The sequence below is a fragment of the Actinomadura fulvescens genome (assembly GCF_039533225.1).
Taxonomy (GTDB): Bacteria; Actinomycetota; Actinomycetes; order Streptosporangiales; family Streptosporangiaceae; genus Spirillospora; species Spirillospora fulvescens.
Map to the genome: position 1 here is coordinate 1 of NZ_BAAATD010000025.1, position 18530 is coordinate 18530.

The following is an 18530-nucleotide window of genomic DNA, read 5'->3' on the forward strand; positions in this document are numbered from 1 at the left end:
CCATCCCGAACCCGGAAGTTAAGCCCTTCAGCGCCGATGGTACTGCACGGGAGACTGTGTGGGAGAGTAGGACACCGCCGGACACAAACAAAGGGAAAGGCCCCGCCACCACGGCGGGGCCTTTCTTTATTTCCGCGTGTCCCTTAAATCTCTTCGCCCGCAAGCACCGCGTCCGCGTCCACGATGCGATAGGCATAGCCCTGCTCCGCCAGGAACCGCTGGCGGTGCGCGGCGTAATCCTGGTCGAGCGTGTCCCTGGCCACCACCGCGTAGAACCGCGCTCCGTGCCCGGAAGCCTTCGGGCGCAGCAGACGTCCCAGTCGCTGGGCCTCTTCCTGCCGCGACCCGTACGCTCCCGAGACCTGGACGGCGACGGACGCCTCCGGCAGGTCGATGGAGAAGTTCGCGACCTTCGACACGACCAGCACGTCGACCTCTCCCGAACGGAAGGCGTCGAAGAGCCGCTCGCGTTCCCGTACCCGCGTCTCGCCCTTGATGACCGGAGCGTCCAGCAGCTCGCCGAGCTCGTCGAGCTGGTCGATGTACTGGCCGATGACGAGGGTCGGCTCGCCGCGGTGCCGGTCGACGAGGGCCTGGACGAGCCTGGTCTTGGTGTCGGTCGTCGCGCAGAAGCGGTAGCGCTCCTCCGGCTCCGCCGTCGCGTACGCGAGGCGTTCGGAGTCGGTCAGCGTCACCCGGACCTCGACGCAGTCGGCCGGGGCGATCCAGCCTTGCGACTCCATGTCCTTCCAGGGGGCGTCGTAGCGCTTCGGCCCGATGAGGGAGAAGACGTCGCCCTCGCGGCCGTCCTCGCGTACGAGCGTCGCCGTGAGGCCCAGCCTGCGCCGGGCCTGCAGATCGGCGGTCATACGGAAGATCGGCGCGGGCAGCAGGTGCACCTCGTCGTAGACCACCAGGCCCCAGTCACGGGCGTCGAACAGCTCCAGATGCGAATAGGCGCCCTTCCGGCGGGTCGTCATGATCTGGTACGTGGCGATCGTGACCGGCCGGATCTCCTTCTTCGTCCCGGTGTACTCGCCGATCTCGTCCTCGCTCAGCGACGTGCGCTTGATCAGCTCCTGCTTCCACTGGTGCGCCGAGACGGTGTTGGTCACCAGGATCAGCGTGGTGGCCTGTGCCTGCGCCATGGCGGCCGCGCCGACGATGGTCTTGCCCGCGCCGCAGGGGAGGACGACGACGCCGGAGCCGCCGTGCCAGAAGGCGTCCGAGGCCTCCTTCTGGTACGAGCGCAGCTCCCAGCCCTGCTCGTCCAGCGAGATCGGGTGCGCCTCGCCGTCGACGTACCCCGCGGCGTCCTCCGCCGGCCAGCCCAGCTTGAGCAGCGCCTGCTTCAGCGCGCCGCGTTCGCTCGGGTGCACGACCACGGCGTCCTCGCCGACCCGGTCGCCGAACATGCCCTTGATCTTCTTGGCGCGCAGGACCTCCTCCAGGACGGAACGGTCGGTGGAGGAGAGGACGAGGCCGTACGTGGGGTGCTTCTCCAGCCGGAGCCGCCCGTACCGCGCCATCGTGTCGGCCACGTCGACCAGCAGCGCGTGCGGCACGGGGTAGCGGGAGAACTTGAGCAGCGTGTCGACCACCTGCTCGGCGTCATGTCCGGCGGCGCGGGCGTTCCAGAGGGCGAGCGGCGTCACGCGGTAGGTGTGGATGTGCTCGGGAGCCCGCTCCAGCTCGGCGAACGGGGCGATCTCCTTGCGGCACGCGTCGGCCAGCTCGTGGTCGGTCTCAAGGAGCAGGGTCTTGTCGGACTGGACGATGAGCGGACCCTCGGTCACAGGAAGAAACCCCCGGTTGGGACTGGAAGATGATGCGCGACTGCTGCACGGTACCCGAGCGCGACGTCGGCGTACCGGCACTCGGCCTGGAGGCCCGGCCTGAGGTCCAACAGCCGCGGCCCGTCGTCTCTTCCCGAGCCGCGTCTTCCCGAGCCCCGTCTCTTCCCGGGGCCCGTCCGCGCCGCCGGTGTCTCAGCGGCTCACCGTCCGGAGGCTCAGATGCTCCCGGTCGACGAGTCGGCCTGGCTGATGATCACGGCGACGTAGACCACGATGATGATCAGGCCGATGACCAGGGAGACACCGAAGATCACCCAGCTCCAGGTGGTGAGCTTGCGCGCGGCGGCGGGATCGGTCTTGACCTTGGACATGGCCATGGCGGACGTGATGATCCCGGCGATCCCGAACACGCCGCAGCAGAAGAGCGTGACGATGATGTTGGCCACGAGGGCCCCGATGGCCGAGCCCTCGCTGGCCGGCGGTCCGTACACCCCGGGCGGGCCGTAGCCGTACGAGCCGCCGCCCTGGTTGTACTGGCCGTGGGGATCCCAGCCGGGCTGCTGCCCCGCCCCACCCTGCCCGTACGGGCCTTGCTGCTGCCCGTACGGGTCGTTCCAGCCGGGCGGTTGGCCTCCGTAGCCGCTCACCGGCAACCTCCCCGCGCCGATCGGACCGGGCACGGCCCGTCTGAATCCCACATGAATCGCACGCTACCTGCCCGGTGTCTCATTTCATTGGACTGAGGAGGTTATCGGTTGGTTCCTGGTCCCGGTGGCCGGTCCCGGGCATTCTTGATCGAGGACACCGTGACGAAGCGAGGGGATCGATCATGACCTTGACGATGAACGCCGCCGAGCGGGAACGATTCCTGGCCGATCCGCACGTGGCGATCCTGAGTGTCACCGCGGAGGAGGGCCGTGCGCCGCTGAGCGTGCCGGTCTGGTACCTGTACGAGCCGGGCGGCGAGATCTCGTTCGTCACCGGCCAGGACAGCCGCAAGATGGAGCTGATCCGCAAGGCCGGCAGGCTCAGCCTCACCGTCCAGAACGAGCAGCTGCCGTACGGGTACGTCTTCGTGGAGGGCGCTGTCACCACCATCGAGCAGGCCCATCCCGAAGAACGCCGCGCCCTGGCCGAACGCTACCTCGGCGCTGAGGATGCCGCCCTGTACCTGGAATCCACCAGCGAGATAGCCCACACCATGGTCGTCGTGCGCGTCCGCCCCGAACACTGGCTCTCCCGCGACTACGCCAAGCAGTAGCCCCGGGTCATTCGTCGGAGGTGGGTTCGGAGTCGACTTCGGCCACGCCGGTGATGCGGTGGAGGGCGAAGCGCTGGACAGCGGCGCGGGTGGCGTCGTAGCCGGTGAGGAAGCCGCCCTCGACGCGGACGGGCTCGACGATGCGGCTGGAGGCCTGGCCCTGCTGGTCCAGGTAGCCGATCCACATGCGGGCGCCGCGTTCGACGGCGTCCCGGAGCTGCTCGATGGTGGCCATGGCGGGAGAACGGGGCGGCTCACCGGACGGCGTCTCGGCGCGCAGCCGGGCCTGTTCGGCGCCGTGGCGGGTGGCCTCGTCGCCCGCCCGCAGGGCGCGGACGGCGGCGGCGATCATGGCGGTGTCGGCGTTCGCGTCGGGGCCGAGCCGGACGATCTCCGTGCTCGGCGGCGGCTCGGCGCGGTGCGCGTCCGGACGGGTCACGATCACGCCGCCGCCGGGGGCCTCGGCGACCGGGGCGAGGCCCATCGCGCGAAGTGCGTCGAGGAGCTCCTGCCGGGGCAGCGCCGAGGCGAGCACGGTCGGGGCGAGCCGGAACAGGCGCAGCGTGCCGGAGCGGCGGTCGGCCATGATCTCGTCCAGGGTGGCGGGCGAGTCGGTGCGGACGTACGAGGTGAGGCTGCCGACGCGCAGATGGCCGTGGCGCCGGGCCACGTCCTCGATCAGGTACGTCAGGGGCTGTGGCAGAGGCGTCGCCGAGTGCCTGGCCAGGAAATCGACCAGGTCGGCCCCCGTCCGGCCCGCGTCCAGGGCACGCCGGACCGACTCGGGGGTGAAGCGGTAGACCGTGGCGCCGCCGGTCGACTCGACGTCGGCGCAGAGCGCGAGCTCGCGGGCCAGGTCGGTGACCAGCGGGCCGGGGGCCACGGCGGTCAGGTCGGCCTGGATGAGGATCCGCTCGACCGGGGCCGGCAGGTACTTTTCGAGGCGCGGTTCGGGATCTCCGCCGTCGAGGAGATCGCGGGTGTACGGGACGACCTGGCCGAAGCCCGTGAGGCCCAGCGCGGCGGCCTCGCGCAGCGTCCAGTCGACCATGCGGTCACGGAACGGGCCGCCGCGGCGGGGCCGCGCCCAGGTCAGGTAGGTCCTGATCGTGTCCGCGTCCGGGACCTCGCCCGTCGCCTCGGCCAGGACGTCGAGCGTCGTCCGGCGAAGGGCGGGGGCGGAGCCGCGGACCATGCCCTCGCTGAGGGCGTTGATCAGCCGGTCGCGTTCATCGCGTTCCCCGGCCAGCCCAGCGGCGCGGTCGCCGCGCAGCCAGCCGCGCGCCAGTTCGGCCCACCGGCCGGCGATGTCGCGCAGCAGCCACAGGTCGTAGGCGGGGGTCGGCAGCCATTCGCCGTCCAGATCGCCGCTGCGGGTGAGCAGGCCCGTCGCGTACGCGACCTCGACGAGCAGAGCCGCCCGCCATTCCTCGACGTCCAGCGACGCGGCGGCGGCCCGCAGGTCGCGGACCGCGAGCCCGCCGCTGCGCAGCACCGCGGGCGGCTCGACGCCCCAGCGTTCGAGGAGTTCCTCGGTCTGGCGGACGGCGGTGAACGCCTCGCCCGCGGCCGCCCGCACGGCGAGCTCCTCCGGCCGGGCGGGCGGGCCGGTCAGCGGGGGCGGCCGCGGGGTGACGTCGCGGAAGAGCCGCCCGCCGCGCAGGTGGAGGGCGACCTCCCGGGGGAGCGTCACGGTGCGGTCGTCCTCGGCGGCGAGAAGACCGCGGGCCAGCAGGCGTTCGATGGGGGTCTCGGCGGTCTTCAGCCGGACCGGGCGGCGGGCGTCGTTGACCCGCCCCATCGGCGGCCCCCAGACGAGCTGCTCCAGGGCGGCGCGGGCCTCTGGACCGGCGTCGCCGACCAGCGGCCCGGGGTCGGCCAGGACCGTCGCCAGGCGCTGCAGGAGGCCGCCTGCGTCCACGAAGCCACGGGGCTCCTCGCCCTCCAGGTCCGTGATCAGCGTGGTGAGGCGGTCGAGTGGGTAGCCGGCGAAGGCCTCCTGGACGGGCGGGCCCAGACCGGCCGGATGGGGCAGGGCCTGACGCACGCCGGGAGCCGGGCTGCTCGTCCCGTTCCCCCAAACGAGCCCGTACCGGCGCAGGACGTCGAGGGCCGCCTCCGTCTCCTCGGGCGTGGCGTTCAACGCCGCGGGCAACGCCTCCGGCTCGGGAAGGGCGGACTGGACGAGCAGGGCCTCCAGAACGGCCAGCGAGAAACGGTCGAGCCGGTCCAGGGCGCGGGAGATCGCGGCGGGCGTGGCGGCGCGGGCGGCGAGAGCGGTGAGGTCGGCCGGAACGGGCGCGACCAGTTCCGGCCGGACGGACAGGAGCGCACGCAGCTCGTCATCGCTGCGTGCGCGCAACCAGTCCGCGTACGTGTCCATCCCGCTCCAAACTTAATGTGGCGTGCCCAGTGCTTCCCCGGCACTATCAGCGTAGGAGGCGGGGCGGCCTCCCTGGGCGCACTGCCGGAGCGAGGTGGCGCTATGACCGAGGTTGCCGATCAGCTGGTCCTTGAGTATCTGGGGAAGGTCGCCGATGCCGCCCACGGCGAGCTCAGCTCGCGGGAGCGTCTCGACTTCTGCAACCGGCTGCGCCGGCGGATCGACGAACACCGGCACGGCAGCACCGATCCCAGACGGGTGCGGCAGGTCCTGGCGCGCTTCGGCGACCCGACGTTCCTGGTGGCCCGGGAGCGGCGCCGGCTGGACGAGATCAGGGCGGCGACGGACTCGGCGGCTGCGGGCGACGGAGAGGTCCGAACGCCGGAACGCGCGTCCAAGGCCGACGCCAACGACACGGCCCAGGACGCCCAAGACGACGCTGGCGACGTCCAGGGAGGCCTACCGCAGCCGAAGCCGCGCGCCCCGGTACCCACCGTTCGCGGCGGTGGCCGTACGACCCGCCGATTCACCTGGAGCCCCTCCGGCGCCGTTCAGCTACGTCGCGAACGGCGAAAGGAGAAGGTCCGCGGCCCGTTCGCCCGCGTCATGGCCGCACTGCGCGGGGCACGGCGCGTGTCGTTCCGCCGAAGAAGCAGAGGAACCGGCTGAACGGGGCCAGCGGGCTCAGGGCGCGGCGGTCGACTTCTCCAGGTTGACCAGGCCCAGGCCCAAGCGCGCCCAGCTGGCCACGAAGCGTTTCTCGTCGATGCGGGTGGGCGGCTCGTACATCGACTCGTTGGCCAGCCAGTAGTTGACCACCGCGCCGCCCAGGATGGAGGCGATGGCGGCCCAGTCCTCGTCGATGCCCTCGAACTCGGGCTGTGCGCCCAGCCACGTCGCGATGCCGTCGTAGAGCGGGTTGACGATCCCCTCGCGCATCTCCGCCACCAGGTGCGGGAACTGGTCGAGGTCGCGGAACAGCACCCGGATGAGGTCCTGTTCCTCGCGCATCTTCGCCAGCCCGGCCTGGCAGGTCATCTTGAGCCGGACTTCGAGCGGCCGGTCCTCGTACGCGACGGCATGGTCCAGCACCTCGCTGACCTGCTGCCGGGTCCGGTCTATATGCTCGCGGATGGCCGAGGCGAGCACTTCCTCCTTGGAACGGAAGTGGCGGTAGAGGCCGCCCGCGCCAGGGGACAGCCCCGCTGCGGCCTCGATCTCCGCGACCGAGGTCGCGGCGTAGCCCCGGTCGGCGAACAGCCGGAGCGATTCGGCCACGATCCGCTCGCGCGTAGAAGTCGTCATGTTCTGTAGTTCCTCCGCAAGAACACTAAGGCATGTTCGACCAGGTGTCCGTGCTCCGCGCTAGGCACGCCCGAATTCGTGATCTGTCTCGCACCGGCGGGCGGCCTACTAGAGTTCGTTCCTCCGCGCCCCGTCGCCGTAGGGGCGTTGCCGGAAGGGTCGACGATGCCTGAATTCCTCCCCGAGGATTTCGTGATCCCCACCCTGGTCGCCGGGCCGCGGTTCCGGATCCGCCCCATCACCGTGCACGACGTGGTCAAGGACTACGGCGCGATCGTGGGCAGCATGGACCGCCTCCGCGATCAGTTCGGGCCCGAATGGGGCTGGCCCGCGCCGGAGTTCACTTTCGAGCAGGCCCTGATCGACGTGGCCTGGCTCCAGAAGGAGGGCCAGCTGCGGCGGTCGTTCAGCTACGTGGTGACGACGCCGGACGAGGAACGCCAGCTGGGCCGCATCCACGTGGCCCCCTCCGACGACCCCGACGCGGACGCCGTCGTGGTGTTCTGGGTGCGCTCCGACCAGGACGATCCGACCCTGGAGAAGGAACTGGAGGAGTTCGCCCGCGAGTGGGCCACCACGGCCTGGCCCTTCGAGCTGGTCCGCTTTCCCGGCCGCGAGCTTTTCTGACCGACCCGACCCGACCCGGCCGCGACCCGCCGGTCAGGACGGGACGCGACCTGCGGGTCAGGAGAGGCGGCGGACGAGGGACGTCAGGATGCGGCCGACGATCAGGTAGACGAGGGCGGCGAGCCCGTAGTTGACGGCGACTTCGACCTTGTGGTCGTCGGGCTGGAAGACGTCCTTGAACTGCCAGGCGAGGCCGTCCGCCCAGTCGCCGACGGTGTTGACGAGGTCGTTGGCGGTGTTGGCCTCGAACGTCACGAAGACGATGTGCACGGCGAGGATCAGCACGACGACGGTCGTGACGAGGGAGATCAGCCAGGCGACCACGTTCACGGCGCGTTTGCGGGCCATCGCCATGGTCTCGCCGCGCGGGGAGCGCGGGCGCCGCGCACGGCCGTGGCGAGAAGTCTCCGTGGGCGCAGGCGAAGGGCCGGCCACCTTGGTCTCCGCCGGGTGCGGGCCTGTGTCTCCCGGATGCGGGTTCTGGGTGCGATCGGTGTCGTCTGCCATGACGCCTCCCTGTGGGCCGGGCGGGGCGGGTGACGCCCGGGGTGGATTATTCGGGTCGCGTGTTTTTCCTGGTAGCACGGTTTACGGCTGCGGAGGCGGGTATATCCGGATCACGAAACGCTGTTTCGGTCGGCCGGACCAACCAGTTCCGGTCAAGTAAAACCGGAATCGCCGTTACGCGCACAGATTCCCGCGCCCTCCTACTCGGATCCCGTCGCATCGCCACTACCAGGGGGGCGCGGGTGCGCGTGCTGGTCAGGCCCCACATCGAGCGTACGGAGACGACGGTCCGGGCTCGGGCCCAACGCCTGGTCATCTCCGTCATACCTTCCCTTTACCCTGTGGAACGTGCTGGAGCTAGATTCTCGCGGCGCCGATGTCCCCGCGGTCGCGGTGGGGTTCGACCTTGATCTGACCCTGGCCGACACGCGTGCGGGCATCAGCGCCGTCTATGACGCCCTCGCCGCCGAGACCGGCGTGCCGATCGACACCCGGCTGGTCGTGACCAGGATCGGGCCGCCGCTGGAGGCCGAGCTCGGATACTGGTTCCCGCCGCACGAGGTCGCCGCCATGGCCGCACGCTATCGGGAGATCTATCCGGACATCGCGATCCCGGCGACCGTGGTGATGCCGGGCGCCGCCGCGGCGATCGAGGCCGTCCGGGCGCGCGGCGGCCGGACGATCGTGGTCTCGGGCAAGAACCAGCGCGACACCGAGCGCACCGTGCGCTTTCTCGGCCTGGAGGTCGACGAGGTGGTGGGCGGGGTCTTCGGCGCCGACAAGGGGGTGGCGCTGCGCCGGTTCGGTGCCGGCGCGTACGTCGGTGACCACACCGGTGACGTGGACGCCGCCCGGGCCGCGGCCGCCGTGGCGGTCGGCGTCGCCACCGGCCCGTTCGATAGCGCGGCGCTGACGGCCTACGGCGCCGACATCGTGCTTCCCGATCTTCTGGCGTTCCCCGGGTGGCTCGGCGGGTTCTCTGCTACGGGGCGCGGCGGCGACGGCCGATAGTGGCCTCTGCCTGCAATCTTCCTGGGATGATCTGTTCTGGCCGAATATCTGGATGCCATCGGCGCCGGTCACCTGTAGCTTCTGTCCGTTGGCTCGCAGCCGTCTCCAGCCGTCGCTCGTGTGTTCACCGTCTCGCGGCCGGGCGCTAATCTTGGGGCCAATTCAGGACGAGATTCGAACGAGGTCCACCGTGCCGACTGGCAAGGTCAAGTGGTACGACGCCGACAAGGGTTTCGGCTTCCTCACCCGCGACGACGGCGGGGAGGTCTTCGTGCACTCTTCCGCGCTCCCCGGCGGCGTGCCGGCGCTCAAGCCCGGGCAGCGCGTCGAGTTCGGCGTGGTCGAGGGCCGGCGCGGGCAGCAGGCGCTCCAGCTGCGCGTGCTCGACACCCTGCCGTCGGTCGAGAAGGCCGTGGCCAAGGCCCGCCGCAAGAAGCCCGACGAGATGGTGCTGATCACTGAGGATCTCATCAAGCTGCTCGACGGCATCTCCAACACCTACCGCCGTGGCAAGCACCCGGCTCCGGCCGAGGCGAAGAAGATCGCGACCGTGCTCCGCGCGGTCGCCGACGACCTCCACTCCTGACGCACGGTGGCGGCGGGAGGTCAGCCGGGGCGGGCCGGGGTGGCGGGCGAGTCGTCCAGATCGAGCTGAGGGCGCAGGGCGCGGCCACCGGACCGGCGTGCCAGGAGGGTAGCGAAGGCCAGGGCCAGGACGCCGGCGACGATCGCGAGGGCGAGCCGGCCGTCGGCGACGATCGACATGCCGAGGCCCAGCAGGCCGCCGATGACCCAGACGAGCTGGTGCAGGGTCTCCGAGACCGCGAACGTGGACGAGCGGACCTCCTCGCCGATCTCGCGCTGGACCACGGCGTCCAGGGAGAGCTTGCCGAGCGACTGGCCGAGCCCGGCGGCCAGGGCGACCGCGAGGGCGGCCCAGAGACCGAAGAAGGCGGCGCTGACCGCGGTCACGGCGGTGACGAACGCGAGGGTGGCGAAGACGATGATCCGCGGCGCCCGCGACTTCATCCAGGCGCCCAGGGCCGTGCCCGCCAGGCCACCGGCTCCGGCGGCGGCCGCCAGGAGGCCCAGCGCCACGTTCGGCGAGACCTGGTCGAAGCGCGCCTGCCGCAGCAGGAACGCCAGGTAGAGGATCAGGAAGCCCGAGAAGGCGCGCAGGATCGCGTTCGCCTCCATCGCCTCGGCGACGACGGGGCCGACGCGCGGAAGCGTCCGCCAGCGGTGCCTGCGGGGAGGAGCCCGGTCTTCGGAGTCGGCGGAGTCGGCGGAGTCGGCGGGGACCACGGGGACGGTCTCGGGCGAGTCGACATGGCCCGGCAGCCGCATGCTGAAGAACACGCCGATCAGGAAGACCAGCATGGCGAGGCGGAGCAGCCAGGCCGGGCCGATGAGCACGGTGAGGCCCGCCGCCAGCGGCGCGGCGATCGAGGCCGCGATCAGCCCGGCGAACGAGGCGCGCGCGTTGGCGGTGACCAGCGTGATCTGGTCGGGCAGGACCCGTGGCGTGACCGCCGCGCGCAGGACGCCGAACGCCTTCGACAACACGAGCACGCCGAACGCGGCGGGCAGGAACGTCACCACGTCGTCGTTGGAGACCGCTCCCGCCATGCCCCAGCACAGCAGGCCGCGGGCGACGAAGGTGCCGGCGACCGCGTAGCGCCGGGCGTGCCGCATCCGGTCGAGCGCCGGGCCGATCAGAGGCGCGACAAGGGCGAACGGGGCCATCGTGACCAGCAGGTAGAGCGCCACCTGGCCGCGTGCCTGGTTGACGTCCAGCCCGAAGAACAACGTCCCGGCCAGGGCCACCGCGACGAGGGCGTCACCGGTGGAGTTGACCGCGGCGGCCTCGATGAGGCTGCCCAGACCGCTGCGGCCCGCGCCCTGGGCGTGCGTGGCGCGGCGGGTCAGCCTGCCGGTGGACCGGGCGGCGGCGCCGACCCGCCGAGCGGCCCGTCCCGCCCCGCGCGTGGCCGTTCCCACGCCGTCCCGGAAACCCATGCGGCTTGTTCCCCCAGTCCGCTCCGCCTCATATCTCTCTGGTGTGCCCTCGACCATCTTCACCCGGGAAGGCCCCGTCTTCACCCCCCACCAGGCCAGGACTGACGTTTACCCGGGCGATCGGCGAGCCAACCTCGGGCTCCGCGGGCCCGCAGATCTACGGGAGTTTGTGGGGTCTTGAACGGACGGGGTGGGCGCTGTGGCCGACGGGGTGCGCGGCCACGTCATTCCATGAGCGAGAATTGGGATGTGAGCCCACTGCGTCAATCCCGTCCCGCACCTTCGTCCGCCACCGTGGCCGCCCGGCGCAGCCGTCCGCCGGCCGTCGACGCGGCCTGCGCGGAAGCCGTCGATCTTGCCCGGGAGGCCGCGGTGCAGACCGCGCGGCCCAACCCGGTCGGCGAGCATCTGGGTGTACGGGCCGAGGGCGACCGGCTGGTCACGCACTACTTCGACTGCCTCGACCCGGCCTACCGCGGGTGGCGCTGGGCCGTCACCGTGACGCGGGCCGCCCGGGCCAAGGTGGTGACGGTCGACGAATGCGTCCTGCTGCCCGGCGACGACGCCCTGCTCGCGCCGCCGTGGGTGCCGTGGCTCGAACGCCTGCGTCCCGGCGACCTCGGCCCGGGAGATCTGCTGCCGACGGCGCCCGACGACGTCCGGCTGGCGCCCGGGTTCGCCCAGGTGGGCGATGCCGCCCCGGGGTCCGGGTACGCCCAGGCCGGTGACGCCGCTGATCAGCAGATGGTGTGGGAGCTCGGGCTCGGCCGGGTGCGCGTGCTGTCCCGGGAGGGGCGCGACGAGGCCGCGACCCGCTGGTACGAGGGGGTGGCGGGGCCGCGCGCCCCGATCGCGGCCTCGGCTCCGGCGCAGTGCTCGACCTGCGGCTTCTACGTGCAGCTCGCGGGTGAGCTGCGCCAGGTCTTCGGCGTCTGCGCCAACGGGTACGCCCCCGACGACGGCCGGGTCGTGTCCGCCGACCACGGCTGCGGCGCGCACTCCGAGGCGGTCAGCCTCCCGGCGGCCTCCGAGCACAACCCGCCGGTGATCGACGACCTCGGTTACGACCTGATGCCCGCGTCGGGCGCGGCCCCGCCGGACACCGCGGCCGAAGAGGCGCTCGGTCACAGCTGATCGCCTCGTACGGTCCCTGTTGATGTCGTGCGGACGGGTGGGTGAACGGGCCGGTGGCTGAACCGTCGGGTCGCGGCGCGGCTCCGGATCCGTTCGGGACCGGGGCGCTCCGGGAACGGGTGCTCCGCGCCTGGGCGGAGTCGCCCGCGCGGTTCCGTGAGGACGCCAACGCCGAGGAGGACTACGCCCTCGGCGGTTACCGCGACCGTGTCGTCGTCGAGCTGGCGCAGAACGCCGCCGACGCCGCCGCGCGCGCCGGGGCGCCGGGGCGGCTCTGGCTGAGCCTGCGCGACGGCGTCCTGGTCGCCGCCAACGACGGGTCGCCGCTCGACGCCGCCGGCGTGGAGGCGCTGTCCACCTTGCGGGCGTCGGCCAAGCGCGACGACGAGGGGGCCGTGGGACGGTTCGGCGTCGGGTTCGCCGCCGTGGTCGCGGTGAGCGACAACCCCTCGATCGGGGGCGTCGAATGGTCGGCCGTCCGGGCCCGTGAGCTGGTGGCGCGGATTCCCGCGCTCGCCGACGAGCTCGCCCGGCGGGGCGGCCAGGTGCCCCTGCTCCGGCTGCCGTTCCCGCTCACCGGCCCGCTGCCGCCTCCGCCTATCCCCGAGGGCGCTATGACGGTCGTCCGGCTCCCGCTGCGCGACGACGCCGCCGAGGCGCTCGTACGGGATCAGCTCGACCAGGTGGGCCCGGCCCTCATGCTCGCGCTGCCCGCCCTCGCAACGATCGAGATCGAGGTCGACGGCGTCCTCCTCCGTACCGTCACCGCCGACCACCGCGCGCCGGGCACGGCGGTGATCGACGAGGTGCCCTGGCGGACGGTCGAGGCGCACGGCCGGGTCCCGGCCGAGCTCCTGGCCGACCGTCCCACCGAGGAGCGTGCCCGTCCGACGTGGCAGGTGCGCTGGGCCATGCCCGAGTCCGGCGGGCTCCCCGCGGGCACGCCCGCGGTCGTGCACGCCCCGACGCCGAGCGACGAACGGCTCGGCCTGCCGGCCCTGCTGATCGCCTCGTTCCCGCTCGCGCCCGACCGCCGCCACGTCGCGCCCGGACCGCTCACCGGCTTCCTGGTGGAACGGGCCGCCGAGGCCTACGTACGGCTCCTGCGGGAGCTGCCGACGACGCCGAGCCTGCTCGACCTGGTCCCCGGCCCGGTCGGCGCGGGCGAGCTCGACGCCGCGATCCGCCGCGCGGTCCTGGCCCGCCTCCCCGAGACCCCGCTGCTTCCGACCGCGGCGACCCAGGACGGCGAGGTCGTCCGGGGGCGTGACGCGGTGGCGGTCGACGGACCGCCGGCGCTCATCGAACTGCTGGCCGGCGGTCCGGCGGGTACGGAGGTCGTCGTACCGGGCCTGCTTCCCGCCGGGTGGCCCGTCCGGCACCAGGCGCTCGCCGCGCTCGGCGTCCGGCGCATGGAGCTCGCCGACATCGTGGACGAACTGGCCGCGCTCGACCGGGAGCCCGCGTGGTGGCGGCGGTTGTACGAGGCGTTCACGGGCGCGTCCACCGACTCGCTCGGGGCCCTGCCGGTGCCGCTGGCGGGAGAGCCCGATCCGTTCAGGGAGCACGCCGCCCGGATGGTGCGCGGGCCGCGCGGGCTCCTCGTCGCCGCCGAGGGCATCGACCCGGCGGCGCTCGGCGCCCTCGGGCTGCGCTTCGTTCACCCGGAGGCCGAGCATCCGCTGCTGCTGCGGCTCGGCGCGGTGGAGGCGGGGCCGCGCACGGTGCTCGCCGATCCGGCCGTACGGGCGGCCGTGGACGGCTCGTTCGACGCCGACGACCCCGACCGGGTCGCCGGGGCCGTGCTCGGGCTGGCCGCGGCGGCGCACCTCGACCCCGGCACCGAACCGTGGCTCGCCGAGCTCGCGCTGCCGGGCGACGACGGCGAGCTCTACGCGGCGGGAGAGCTCCTGCTGCCCGGCAGCCCGCTGCGCGACATCATGGCCGGCGACGCGCCGTTCGGCGTGGTGGCGGGCGAGCTGGTGGAACGCTGGGGCACCGAGCCCCTGGAGGCCGTCGGCGTGCTCGACGGATTCGCCCTCGTCCGGGGCGAGAACGTCAGCCTGACGGCCCTCGCGGATCTGGCCGACTCGTTCGACCTCGACGGCGAGGACCTGTGGGCGGAGGAGGTGCTGGACCGGCTCGGGCTCCAGGAGCTGCCGCCGCTGGTGCCGGAGTTCCAGGCCGTCCGCGACCTCGAACTCGTCGCCGACTGGGACGCCGCGCTCCGCTGCCTCGCCCGGCCGCCGTGGCGTGCCGCGCTGGTCGAGCCCGCCCACGTCACGCTGGACGACGGCCGTCGCGTCTCGGTGCCCTCCTACACCGCCTGGTGGCTCGGCCGCCATCCTGTCCTGGACGGGCGGCGGCCCGCCGAGCTGCGGTTCGCCGCCGGTTCGGAGCCGCTGGCCGGGCTGTACGAGGCGGTGTCGGGCGACCTGGACCGCGAGCTCCTGCTGGCACTGGGCGTGCGCACGTCGCTGGACGCGCTGCTCGCGGAGCCGGGTGGCGCCCAGGAGCTGCTCGACCGTATGGGCGACCCGGACCGCGCCGTGGCACGCGACCAGCTGAGCGTCTTGTGGACGGCGCTGGCCGATCTGCCCGAGGACGCGCGGATACGGCCTCCGGAACGGGTGCGCGCCGTCGTGGACGGTGAGGTGGAGGTGGCCGACGCCGCCGACGCGCTCGTGCTCGACCGCCCGGACCTGCTGCCGCTGCTGGTGGGCCAGCCGCTCGTCATCGCCGCGTACGGACGGGCCGAGCGCCTTGCCGAGCTGCTCGACCTGCCGATGGCGGCCGAGGAGATCCCGGGCGTCGTCGAGTCTCCCGGCGAGAAGCGTTCCGTCCCGCACGTCGTCCACGCCCTGCTACCGGACGCCCCTGAGACCTACCTGGCGCACGAACGCCTCGTCGTGGACGGCCAGCCCGTGCCCTGGTGGTACGAGCACGGCGAGATCCACGCGTCCGGTCCCGCCGGACTGGCCCGCGGGCTCGCCTGGGCCTGTGAACGCTGGGACGACCGGCTCCTCCTGGAGGCCGCCCTCCGCGACCCGTCCGCCCTGCCTGCCCTCCAAGCCGAATCCGACCTGCGCACGACCTGAGCAGCGACGCCGCCGAGCACCGGCGGCGAGCGCCGGCGGCGCTGAGGTCACTCCGGGTCGGCGGGGGCGCGGTCGGCCGCTCGGGCGGCTTCCTGGCGGGCACGGCCCGACTGCAGGCGCGGGACGTACCAGATGGCGAAGAGGCCGATGGCGATACCGGTCACGCAGACCCACAGCCACCAGCGGTCGGCGCCGACGATCAGGAGCACGACCAGCGCGACCGCCCAGGCGGCGGTGCCCGCCACGGCGATGCGCACGTCGTTGGTCTCCAGCGGCGGCGGATCGGGGCGGCGGGGTCGGGTCATGCGCTCAGCCTAAACGGCGATTGAGGTCTTTTGGGTCAGCCACGTTTCTGTCACCGTGCGCGCATGAGCACAACCGATGAGGCACGCGGGCGGCGGGTGAGCCCGCTCGACCGGTACTTCAAGATCTCCGAACGCGGCTCGACCGTGGCCCGCGAGGTCCGCGGCGGGCTGGCCACGTTCTTCACGATGGCCTACATCGTCGTCCTCAACCCGCTGATCATCGGGACCGTCGCCGACGCGGACGAGCAGTTCCTCGGCGACCTGACCACGCCCGGCGCGAGCATTCCGCTGGTGGCGGCGGCGACTGCGCTGGTGGCCGGGATGCTGACGCTCGCGATGGGCGTGGTCGGGCGCTACCCGTTCGCGATGGCGGCGGGCCTCGGCCTGAACGCGCTGCTCGCCTACAGCATCGCCAGCGGCATGTCGTGGGAGGACGCGATGGGCATCATCGTCCTCGAAGGCCTGATCATCCTCGTGCTGGTGCTGACCGGGTTCCGGGTGGCGGTGTTCAGGGCGATCCCGGCGGGGCTGAAGACGGCGATCGCGGTCGGCATCGGGTTGTTCATCGCATTGATCGGATTCGTGGACGCCGGGTTCGTGCGGCGCATCCCGGGAGCGGCCGGTGAGGCGACGGTGCCGTTGCAGCTGGGCGCCACGGGCAGCCTGTCGGGCTGGCCGACGCTGGTCTTCGCGTTCGGGCTGATGCTCACCGTGCTCCTGGTCTCCCGCCGGGTCCGCGGCGCGATCCTGATCGGCATCCTCGGCACGACGGCCGTCGCGATCGTGGTGGAGGCGCTGGCCGAGGCCGGGCCGTTCAACAAGGGACCCGGCCCGGACGGCAAGCCCGTGATCAACCCGGACGGCTGGCAGCTGAACGTGCCGGAGCTGCCCGACAAGATCGTCGATACGCCGGACCTCAGCCTGATCGGTGACTTCAGCCTCTTCGGGAGCTTCGAGCGCGTCGGGGTCACGGCCGCGATCCTGTTCGTCTTCACGGTGATGCTGGCCGACTTCTTCGACACCATGGGCACGGTCGTCGGCGTCGGCAAGGAGGCCGGGCTGGTCGACGAGAAGGGCGAGCTGCCCGGCATCCGCGAGGTCCTGCTGATCGACTCGGTCGGGGCGGCGGCCGGCGGCGCGGCGTCGACCTCCTCCAACACCACCTACATCGAGTCGGCCGCGGGCGTCGCGGAGGGCGCGCGGACCGGGCTGGCGAGCGTGGTGACCGGCGGGCTGTTCCTGGTGGCGATGTTCTTCGCGCCGCTGGTGACGATCGTGCCGTTCGAGGCGGCCACGCCGGCGCTGGTGGTGGTCGGCTTCCTGATGATGACGCAGATCAGGCACATCGATCTGAACGACTACGACATCGCGATCCCGGCGTTCCTCACGATCGTGCTGATGCCGTTCGCGTACTCGATCACGGTGGGCATCGGGGCGGGCTTCATCAGCTACGTGGCCATCAAGGCGGCCCGGCGCCGGTTCGCCGAGATCCACCCGCTCATGTGGCTGATCGCGGCGTTGTTCGTGCTCTACTTCGCGCTCGACCCGGTCAAGGAGCTGCTGAACGTCGGCTAGTCCCGGTGGAGGCCGCCGACGACCATCTGGATGAGCAGTTCGTAGCTGGTCTCCAGATCCTGCGGGAGGCCGAAGCCTCCCGACGCCTCCAGAATGGCGAAGCCGTGCGCGGTCGACCGCAGGGCGCGGGCGGCGTGGACGAGACCGGCGTCGTCGAGCTCGTACGCGCGGAGGGTGGCGAGGATGATGCCGAGGAGCCGGCCGGAGGCGGCCTCCAGCCGCGGATCGGGGTCGGGTGCCTGGTCCATGGCGGCGTAGCGGCCCGGGTGGTCGACGACGTACGAGCGGTAGGCGCGCATGATGGCGCGCACCGCGTCGTCGCCGGACCGGCCGAGCACCGCCTCGCCGAGCCGTTCGGCCAGCTCGTCGAGGACGCGCAGGTTCACCAGCCGGCGCAGCTCGGCGAGGTTGCGCACGTGCTTGTAGAGGGACGGCGTCTGCACCCCGGCCCGCCCGGCGACGGCGGAGAGGGTGAGGGCGGCGGGGCCTTCGGCGTCCACGATCGCGATCGCGGCGTCGACGACCCCGTTGGGGGAGAGCCCGGCGCGCGGCATCAGACGTCTCCCCGGGTGGCCGGCGCGACCCGGCCGAGGAAGGCCAGGACGGCGGCGGCGGTCTCGCCGGGGAACTCCTGGTGCGGATAGTGGCCCGAGCCCTCGATCATCACGGTCTCCGCTCTGCCCGCGAGCTCGCCCGCGACGAGCGCGGCCTCGGCCCGGGGGTCGGGGAAGTCGGGGTCCTTGGCGCCCATGACGACGAGCGCGGGCTGGGAGACCCGGGCCAGCACGCCCGACAGCTCGGCCTTGCGGTCCAGGCCCATGGTGCGGGCCGCCGCCAGCCTGCCGCGCTCGCGCAGGTTCGCCTTCAGGGCCTTGACGTACGCGGGGAAGTCGGCGGGCTTCGGGCCCTTGAGGAGGCTCTTGTAGTACATCGCCCACAGCGCCGGGCTGCTGAGGACGACCCTGACGAGCTGCCGCGTCACCGCGTTCATGGTGACGGGCCGGGCGAAGGGGGCCTCCAGCACGATGCCGCTCACCAGGGAGGGCTCGGTGGCGGCCAGCCAGGCAGCCGTGCCGCTGGAGAACGAATTGCCGAGCACCACCGCCGGCCCGCCGCCGAGGTGCCGGATGAGCGCCGCCAGGTCCCGGCCGCCATCGGCGATGCCGTACGAGTCGAACGGGACGCTCGACTCGCCATGGCCGCGCAGGTCGACCGTGGCGACGCGGTGGCCCGCCTCGGTCAGCTTGGGGACGAGCAGCCGGAACGTGGCCCGCACGTCGCCCATCCCGGGAGCGAGGACCACGAGAGGTCCTTCGCCGGTGATGTCGTGGGCGATCCGTCCGCCCGGGACGTCGAGGTGATCGGTCATGCCGTCGCACTCCTTATGTCTGATAGCCGTAAAGCTAATTCCATTAGCCATCCTTGTCAAGCGGGCCCGTGGGACGATGAGGGCCGGGAGTCCAGCGACCGATCGGAGGGGCCGGAGTCGTTGCGCGCCGCCGCCGGTGG

At 72.5% G+C, this 18530-nt stretch carries 17 protein-coding genes and 1 rRNA gene; 9 read left to right on the forward strand and 9 right to left on the reverse strand.

Going from position 1 to position 18530, the window contains the following annotated elements; all coding sequences use genetic code 11:
• A 5S ribosomal RNA gene (gene rrf / locus ABD333_RS45675) occupies positions 1–83 on the forward strand; the annotation flags it as partial.
• Between the two features lie 60 nt (positions 84–143).
• Here the strand turns inward: rrf and ABD333_RS45680 are convergent.
• Together ABD333_RS45680 and ABD333_RS45685 are read right to left on the reverse strand one after the other, a co-directional pair.
• The gene (locus ABD333_RS45680; protein ID WP_344549184.1) at positions 144–1796 is read right to left on the reverse strand and encodes a DNA repair helicase XPB; all 1653 of its coding nucleotides are present in this window, start codon (positions 1794–1796) and stop codon (positions 144–146) included.
• A gap of 215 nt (positions 1797–2011) precedes the next feature.
• Complete coding sequence (locus tag ABD333_RS45685; RefSeq protein WP_344549185.1) at positions 2012–2443, reverse strand: CD225/dispanin family protein; 432 nt, start codon at positions 2441–2443, stop codon at positions 2012–2014.
• Positions 2444–2625: 182 nt separating this feature from the next.
• Between ABD333_RS45685 and ABD333_RS45690 the strand changes: the two genes are divergently transcribed.
• A complete protein-coding gene (locus ABD333_RS45690; protein ID WP_344549186.1) occupies positions 2626–3057 on the forward strand; it encodes a pyridoxamine 5'-phosphate oxidase family protein in 432 nt (143 codons plus the stop codon).
• A gap of 7 nt (positions 3058–3064) precedes the next feature.
• Here the strand turns inward: ABD333_RS45690 and ABD333_RS45695 are convergent, their stop codons facing one another.
• The gene (locus tag ABD333_RS45695) at positions 3065–5440 is read right to left on the reverse strand and encodes a helicase-associated domain-containing protein (RefSeq protein ID WP_344549187.1); all 2376 of its coding nucleotides are present in this window, start codon (positions 5438–5440) and stop codon (positions 3065–3067) included.
• Positions 5441–5542: 102 nt separating this feature from the next.
• Between ABD333_RS45695 and ABD333_RS45700 the strand changes: the two genes are divergently transcribed.
• Positions 5543–6109 carry a hypothetical protein gene (locus tag ABD333_RS45700; RefSeq protein WP_344549188.1) on the forward strand — a complete coding sequence of 189 codons (567 nt, stop codon included), beginning with the start codon at positions 5543–5545 and terminating at the stop codon, positions 6107–6109.
• 15 nt (positions 6110–6124) lie between these two features.
• Here ABD333_RS45700 and ABD333_RS45705 read toward each other — a convergent pair whose 3' ends face one another.
• A complete protein-coding gene (locus tag ABD333_RS45705) occupies positions 6125–6745 on the reverse strand; it encodes a TetR/AcrR family transcriptional regulator (RefSeq protein ID WP_344549189.1) in 621 nt (206 codons plus the stop codon).
• A 165-nt stretch (positions 6746–6910) separates the two neighbouring features.
• Here ABD333_RS45705 and ABD333_RS45710 point away from each other — a divergent pair, with 165 nt between their 5' ends.
• Complete coding sequence (locus ABD333_RS45710) at positions 6911–7372, forward strand: GNAT family N-acetyltransferase (RefSeq protein ID WP_344549190.1); 462 nt, start codon at positions 6911–6913, stop codon at positions 7370–7372.
• A 57-nt stretch (positions 7373–7429) separates the two neighbouring features.
• On the opposite strand, the gene ABD333_RS45715 is transcribed toward ABD333_RS45710, so the two are convergent.
• Entirely contained in the window at positions 7430–7879 is a 450-nt protein-coding gene (locus tag ABD333_RS45715; RefSeq protein ID WP_344549191.1) for a hypothetical protein, read from the reverse strand.
• Between the two features lie 348 nt (positions 7880–8227).
• On the opposite strand from ABD333_RS45715, the gene ABD333_RS45720 reads away from it, so the two are divergent.
• Complete coding sequence (locus ABD333_RS45720; RefSeq protein ID WP_344549192.1) at positions 8228–8890, forward strand: HAD family hydrolase; 663 nt, start codon at positions 8228–8230, stop codon at positions 8888–8890.
• 190 nt (positions 8891–9080) lie between these two features.
• Positions 9081–9476: a cold-shock protein gene (locus ABD333_RS45725; protein WP_344549193.1), complete on the forward strand. Its 396-nt coding sequence runs from the start codon at positions 9081–9083 to the stop codon at positions 9474–9476.
• Positions 9477–9496: 20 nt separating this feature from the next.
• On the opposite strand, the gene ABD333_RS45730 is transcribed toward ABD333_RS45725, so the two are convergent.
• Positions 9497–10909 carry an MFS transporter gene (locus tag ABD333_RS45730; RefSeq protein ID WP_344549194.1) on the reverse strand — a complete coding sequence of 471 codons (1413 nt, stop codon included), beginning with the start codon at positions 10907–10909 and terminating at the stop codon, positions 9497–9499.
• Positions 10910–11203: 294 nt separating this feature from the next.
• Here ABD333_RS45730 and ABD333_RS45735 point away from each other — a divergent pair, with 294 nt between their 5' ends.
• The gene (locus ABD333_RS45735; RefSeq protein ID WP_344549225.1) at positions 11204–12043 is read left to right on the forward strand and encodes a DUF3027 domain-containing protein; all 840 of its coding nucleotides are present in this window, start codon (positions 11204–11206) and stop codon (positions 12041–12043) included.
• A 53-nt stretch (positions 12044–12096) separates the two neighbouring features.
• Positions 12097–15141 carry a sacsin N-terminal ATP-binding-like domain-containing protein gene (locus ABD333_RS45740; RefSeq protein ID WP_344549195.1) on the forward strand — a complete coding sequence of 1015 codons (3045 nt, stop codon included), beginning with the start codon at positions 12097–12099 and terminating at the stop codon, positions 15139–15141.
• Positions 15142–15188: 47 nt separating this feature from the next.
• Here the strand turns inward: ABD333_RS45740 and ABD333_RS45745 are convergent, their stop codons facing one another.
• Positions 15189–15446, reverse strand: a complete 258-nt coding sequence (locus ABD333_RS45745) for a DUF2530 domain-containing protein (protein WP_344549196.1) — start codon at positions 15444–15446, stop codon at positions 15189–15191.
• A gap of 63 nt (positions 15447–15509) precedes the next feature.
• Here ABD333_RS45745 and ABD333_RS45750 point away from each other — a divergent pair, with 63 nt between their 5' ends.
• Entirely contained in the window at positions 15510–17021 is a 1512-nt protein-coding gene (locus ABD333_RS45750; protein WP_344549197.1) for an NCS2 family permease, read from the forward strand.
• Here ABD333_RS45750 and ABD333_RS45755 read toward each other — a convergent pair.
• Both ABD333_RS45755 and ABD333_RS45760 read right to left on the reverse strand, forming a co-directional pair.
• A complete protein-coding gene (locus ABD333_RS45755) occupies positions 17018–17575 on the reverse strand; it encodes a TetR/AcrR family transcriptional regulator (protein WP_344549198.1) in 558 nt (185 codons plus the stop codon). The genes ABD333_RS45750 and ABD333_RS45755 overlap by 4 nt on opposite strands.
• Positions 17575–18390, reverse strand: a complete 816-nt coding sequence (locus ABD333_RS45760; protein ID WP_344549199.1) for an alpha/beta fold hydrolase — start codon at positions 18388–18390, stop codon at positions 17575–17577. The genes ABD333_RS45755 and ABD333_RS45760 overlap by 1 nt, the downstream gene beginning before the upstream one ends.
• Positions 18391–18530: the final 140 nt, after the last annotated feature.

Excerpts from the sequence above, each read along its gene's own strand:
- ABD333_RS45690 (WP_344549186.1), top strand. The coding sequence starts at position 2,626 with ATGACCTTGACGATGAACGCCGCCGAGCGGGAACGATTCCTGGCCGAT.
- ABD333_RS45695 (WP_344549187.1), bottom strand. The coding sequence starts at position 5,440 with ATGGACACGTACGCGGACTGGTTGCGCGCACGCAGCGATGACGAGCTG.
- ABD333_RS45700 (WP_344549188.1), top strand. The coding sequence starts at position 5,543 with ATGACCGAGGTTGCCGATCAGCTGGTCCTTGAGTATCTGGGGAAGGTC.
- ABD333_RS45705 (WP_344549189.1), bottom strand. The coding sequence starts at position 6,745 with ATGACGACTTCTACGCGCGAGCGGATCGTGGCCGAATCGCTCCGGCTG.
- ABD333_RS45710 (WP_344549190.1), top strand. The coding sequence starts at position 6,911 with ATGCCTGAATTCCTCCCCGAGGATTTCGTGATCCCCACCCTGGTCGCC.
- ABD333_RS45715 (WP_344549191.1), bottom strand. The coding sequence starts at position 7,879 with ATGGCAGACGACACCGATCGCACCCAGAACCCGCATCCGGGAGACACA.
- ABD333_RS45730 (WP_344549194.1), bottom strand. The coding sequence starts at position 10,909 with ATGGGTTTCCGGGACGGCGTGGGAACGGCCACGCGCGGGGCGGGACGG.
- ABD333_RS45745 (WP_344549196.1), bottom strand. The coding sequence starts at position 15,446 with ATGACCCGACCCCGCCGCCCCGATCCGCCGCCGCTGGAGACCAACGAC.
- ABD333_RS45750 (WP_344549197.1), top strand. The coding sequence starts at position 15,510 with ATGAGCACAACCGATGAGGCACGCGGGCGGCGGGTGAGCCCGCTCGAC.
- ABD333_RS45755 (WP_344549198.1), bottom strand. The coding sequence starts at position 17,575 with ATGCCGCGCGCCGGGCTCTCCCCCAACGGGGTCGTCGACGCCGCGATC.
- ABD333_RS45760 (WP_344549199.1), bottom strand. The coding sequence starts at position 18,390 with ATGACCGATCACCTCGACGTCCCGGGCGGACGGATCGCCCACGACATC.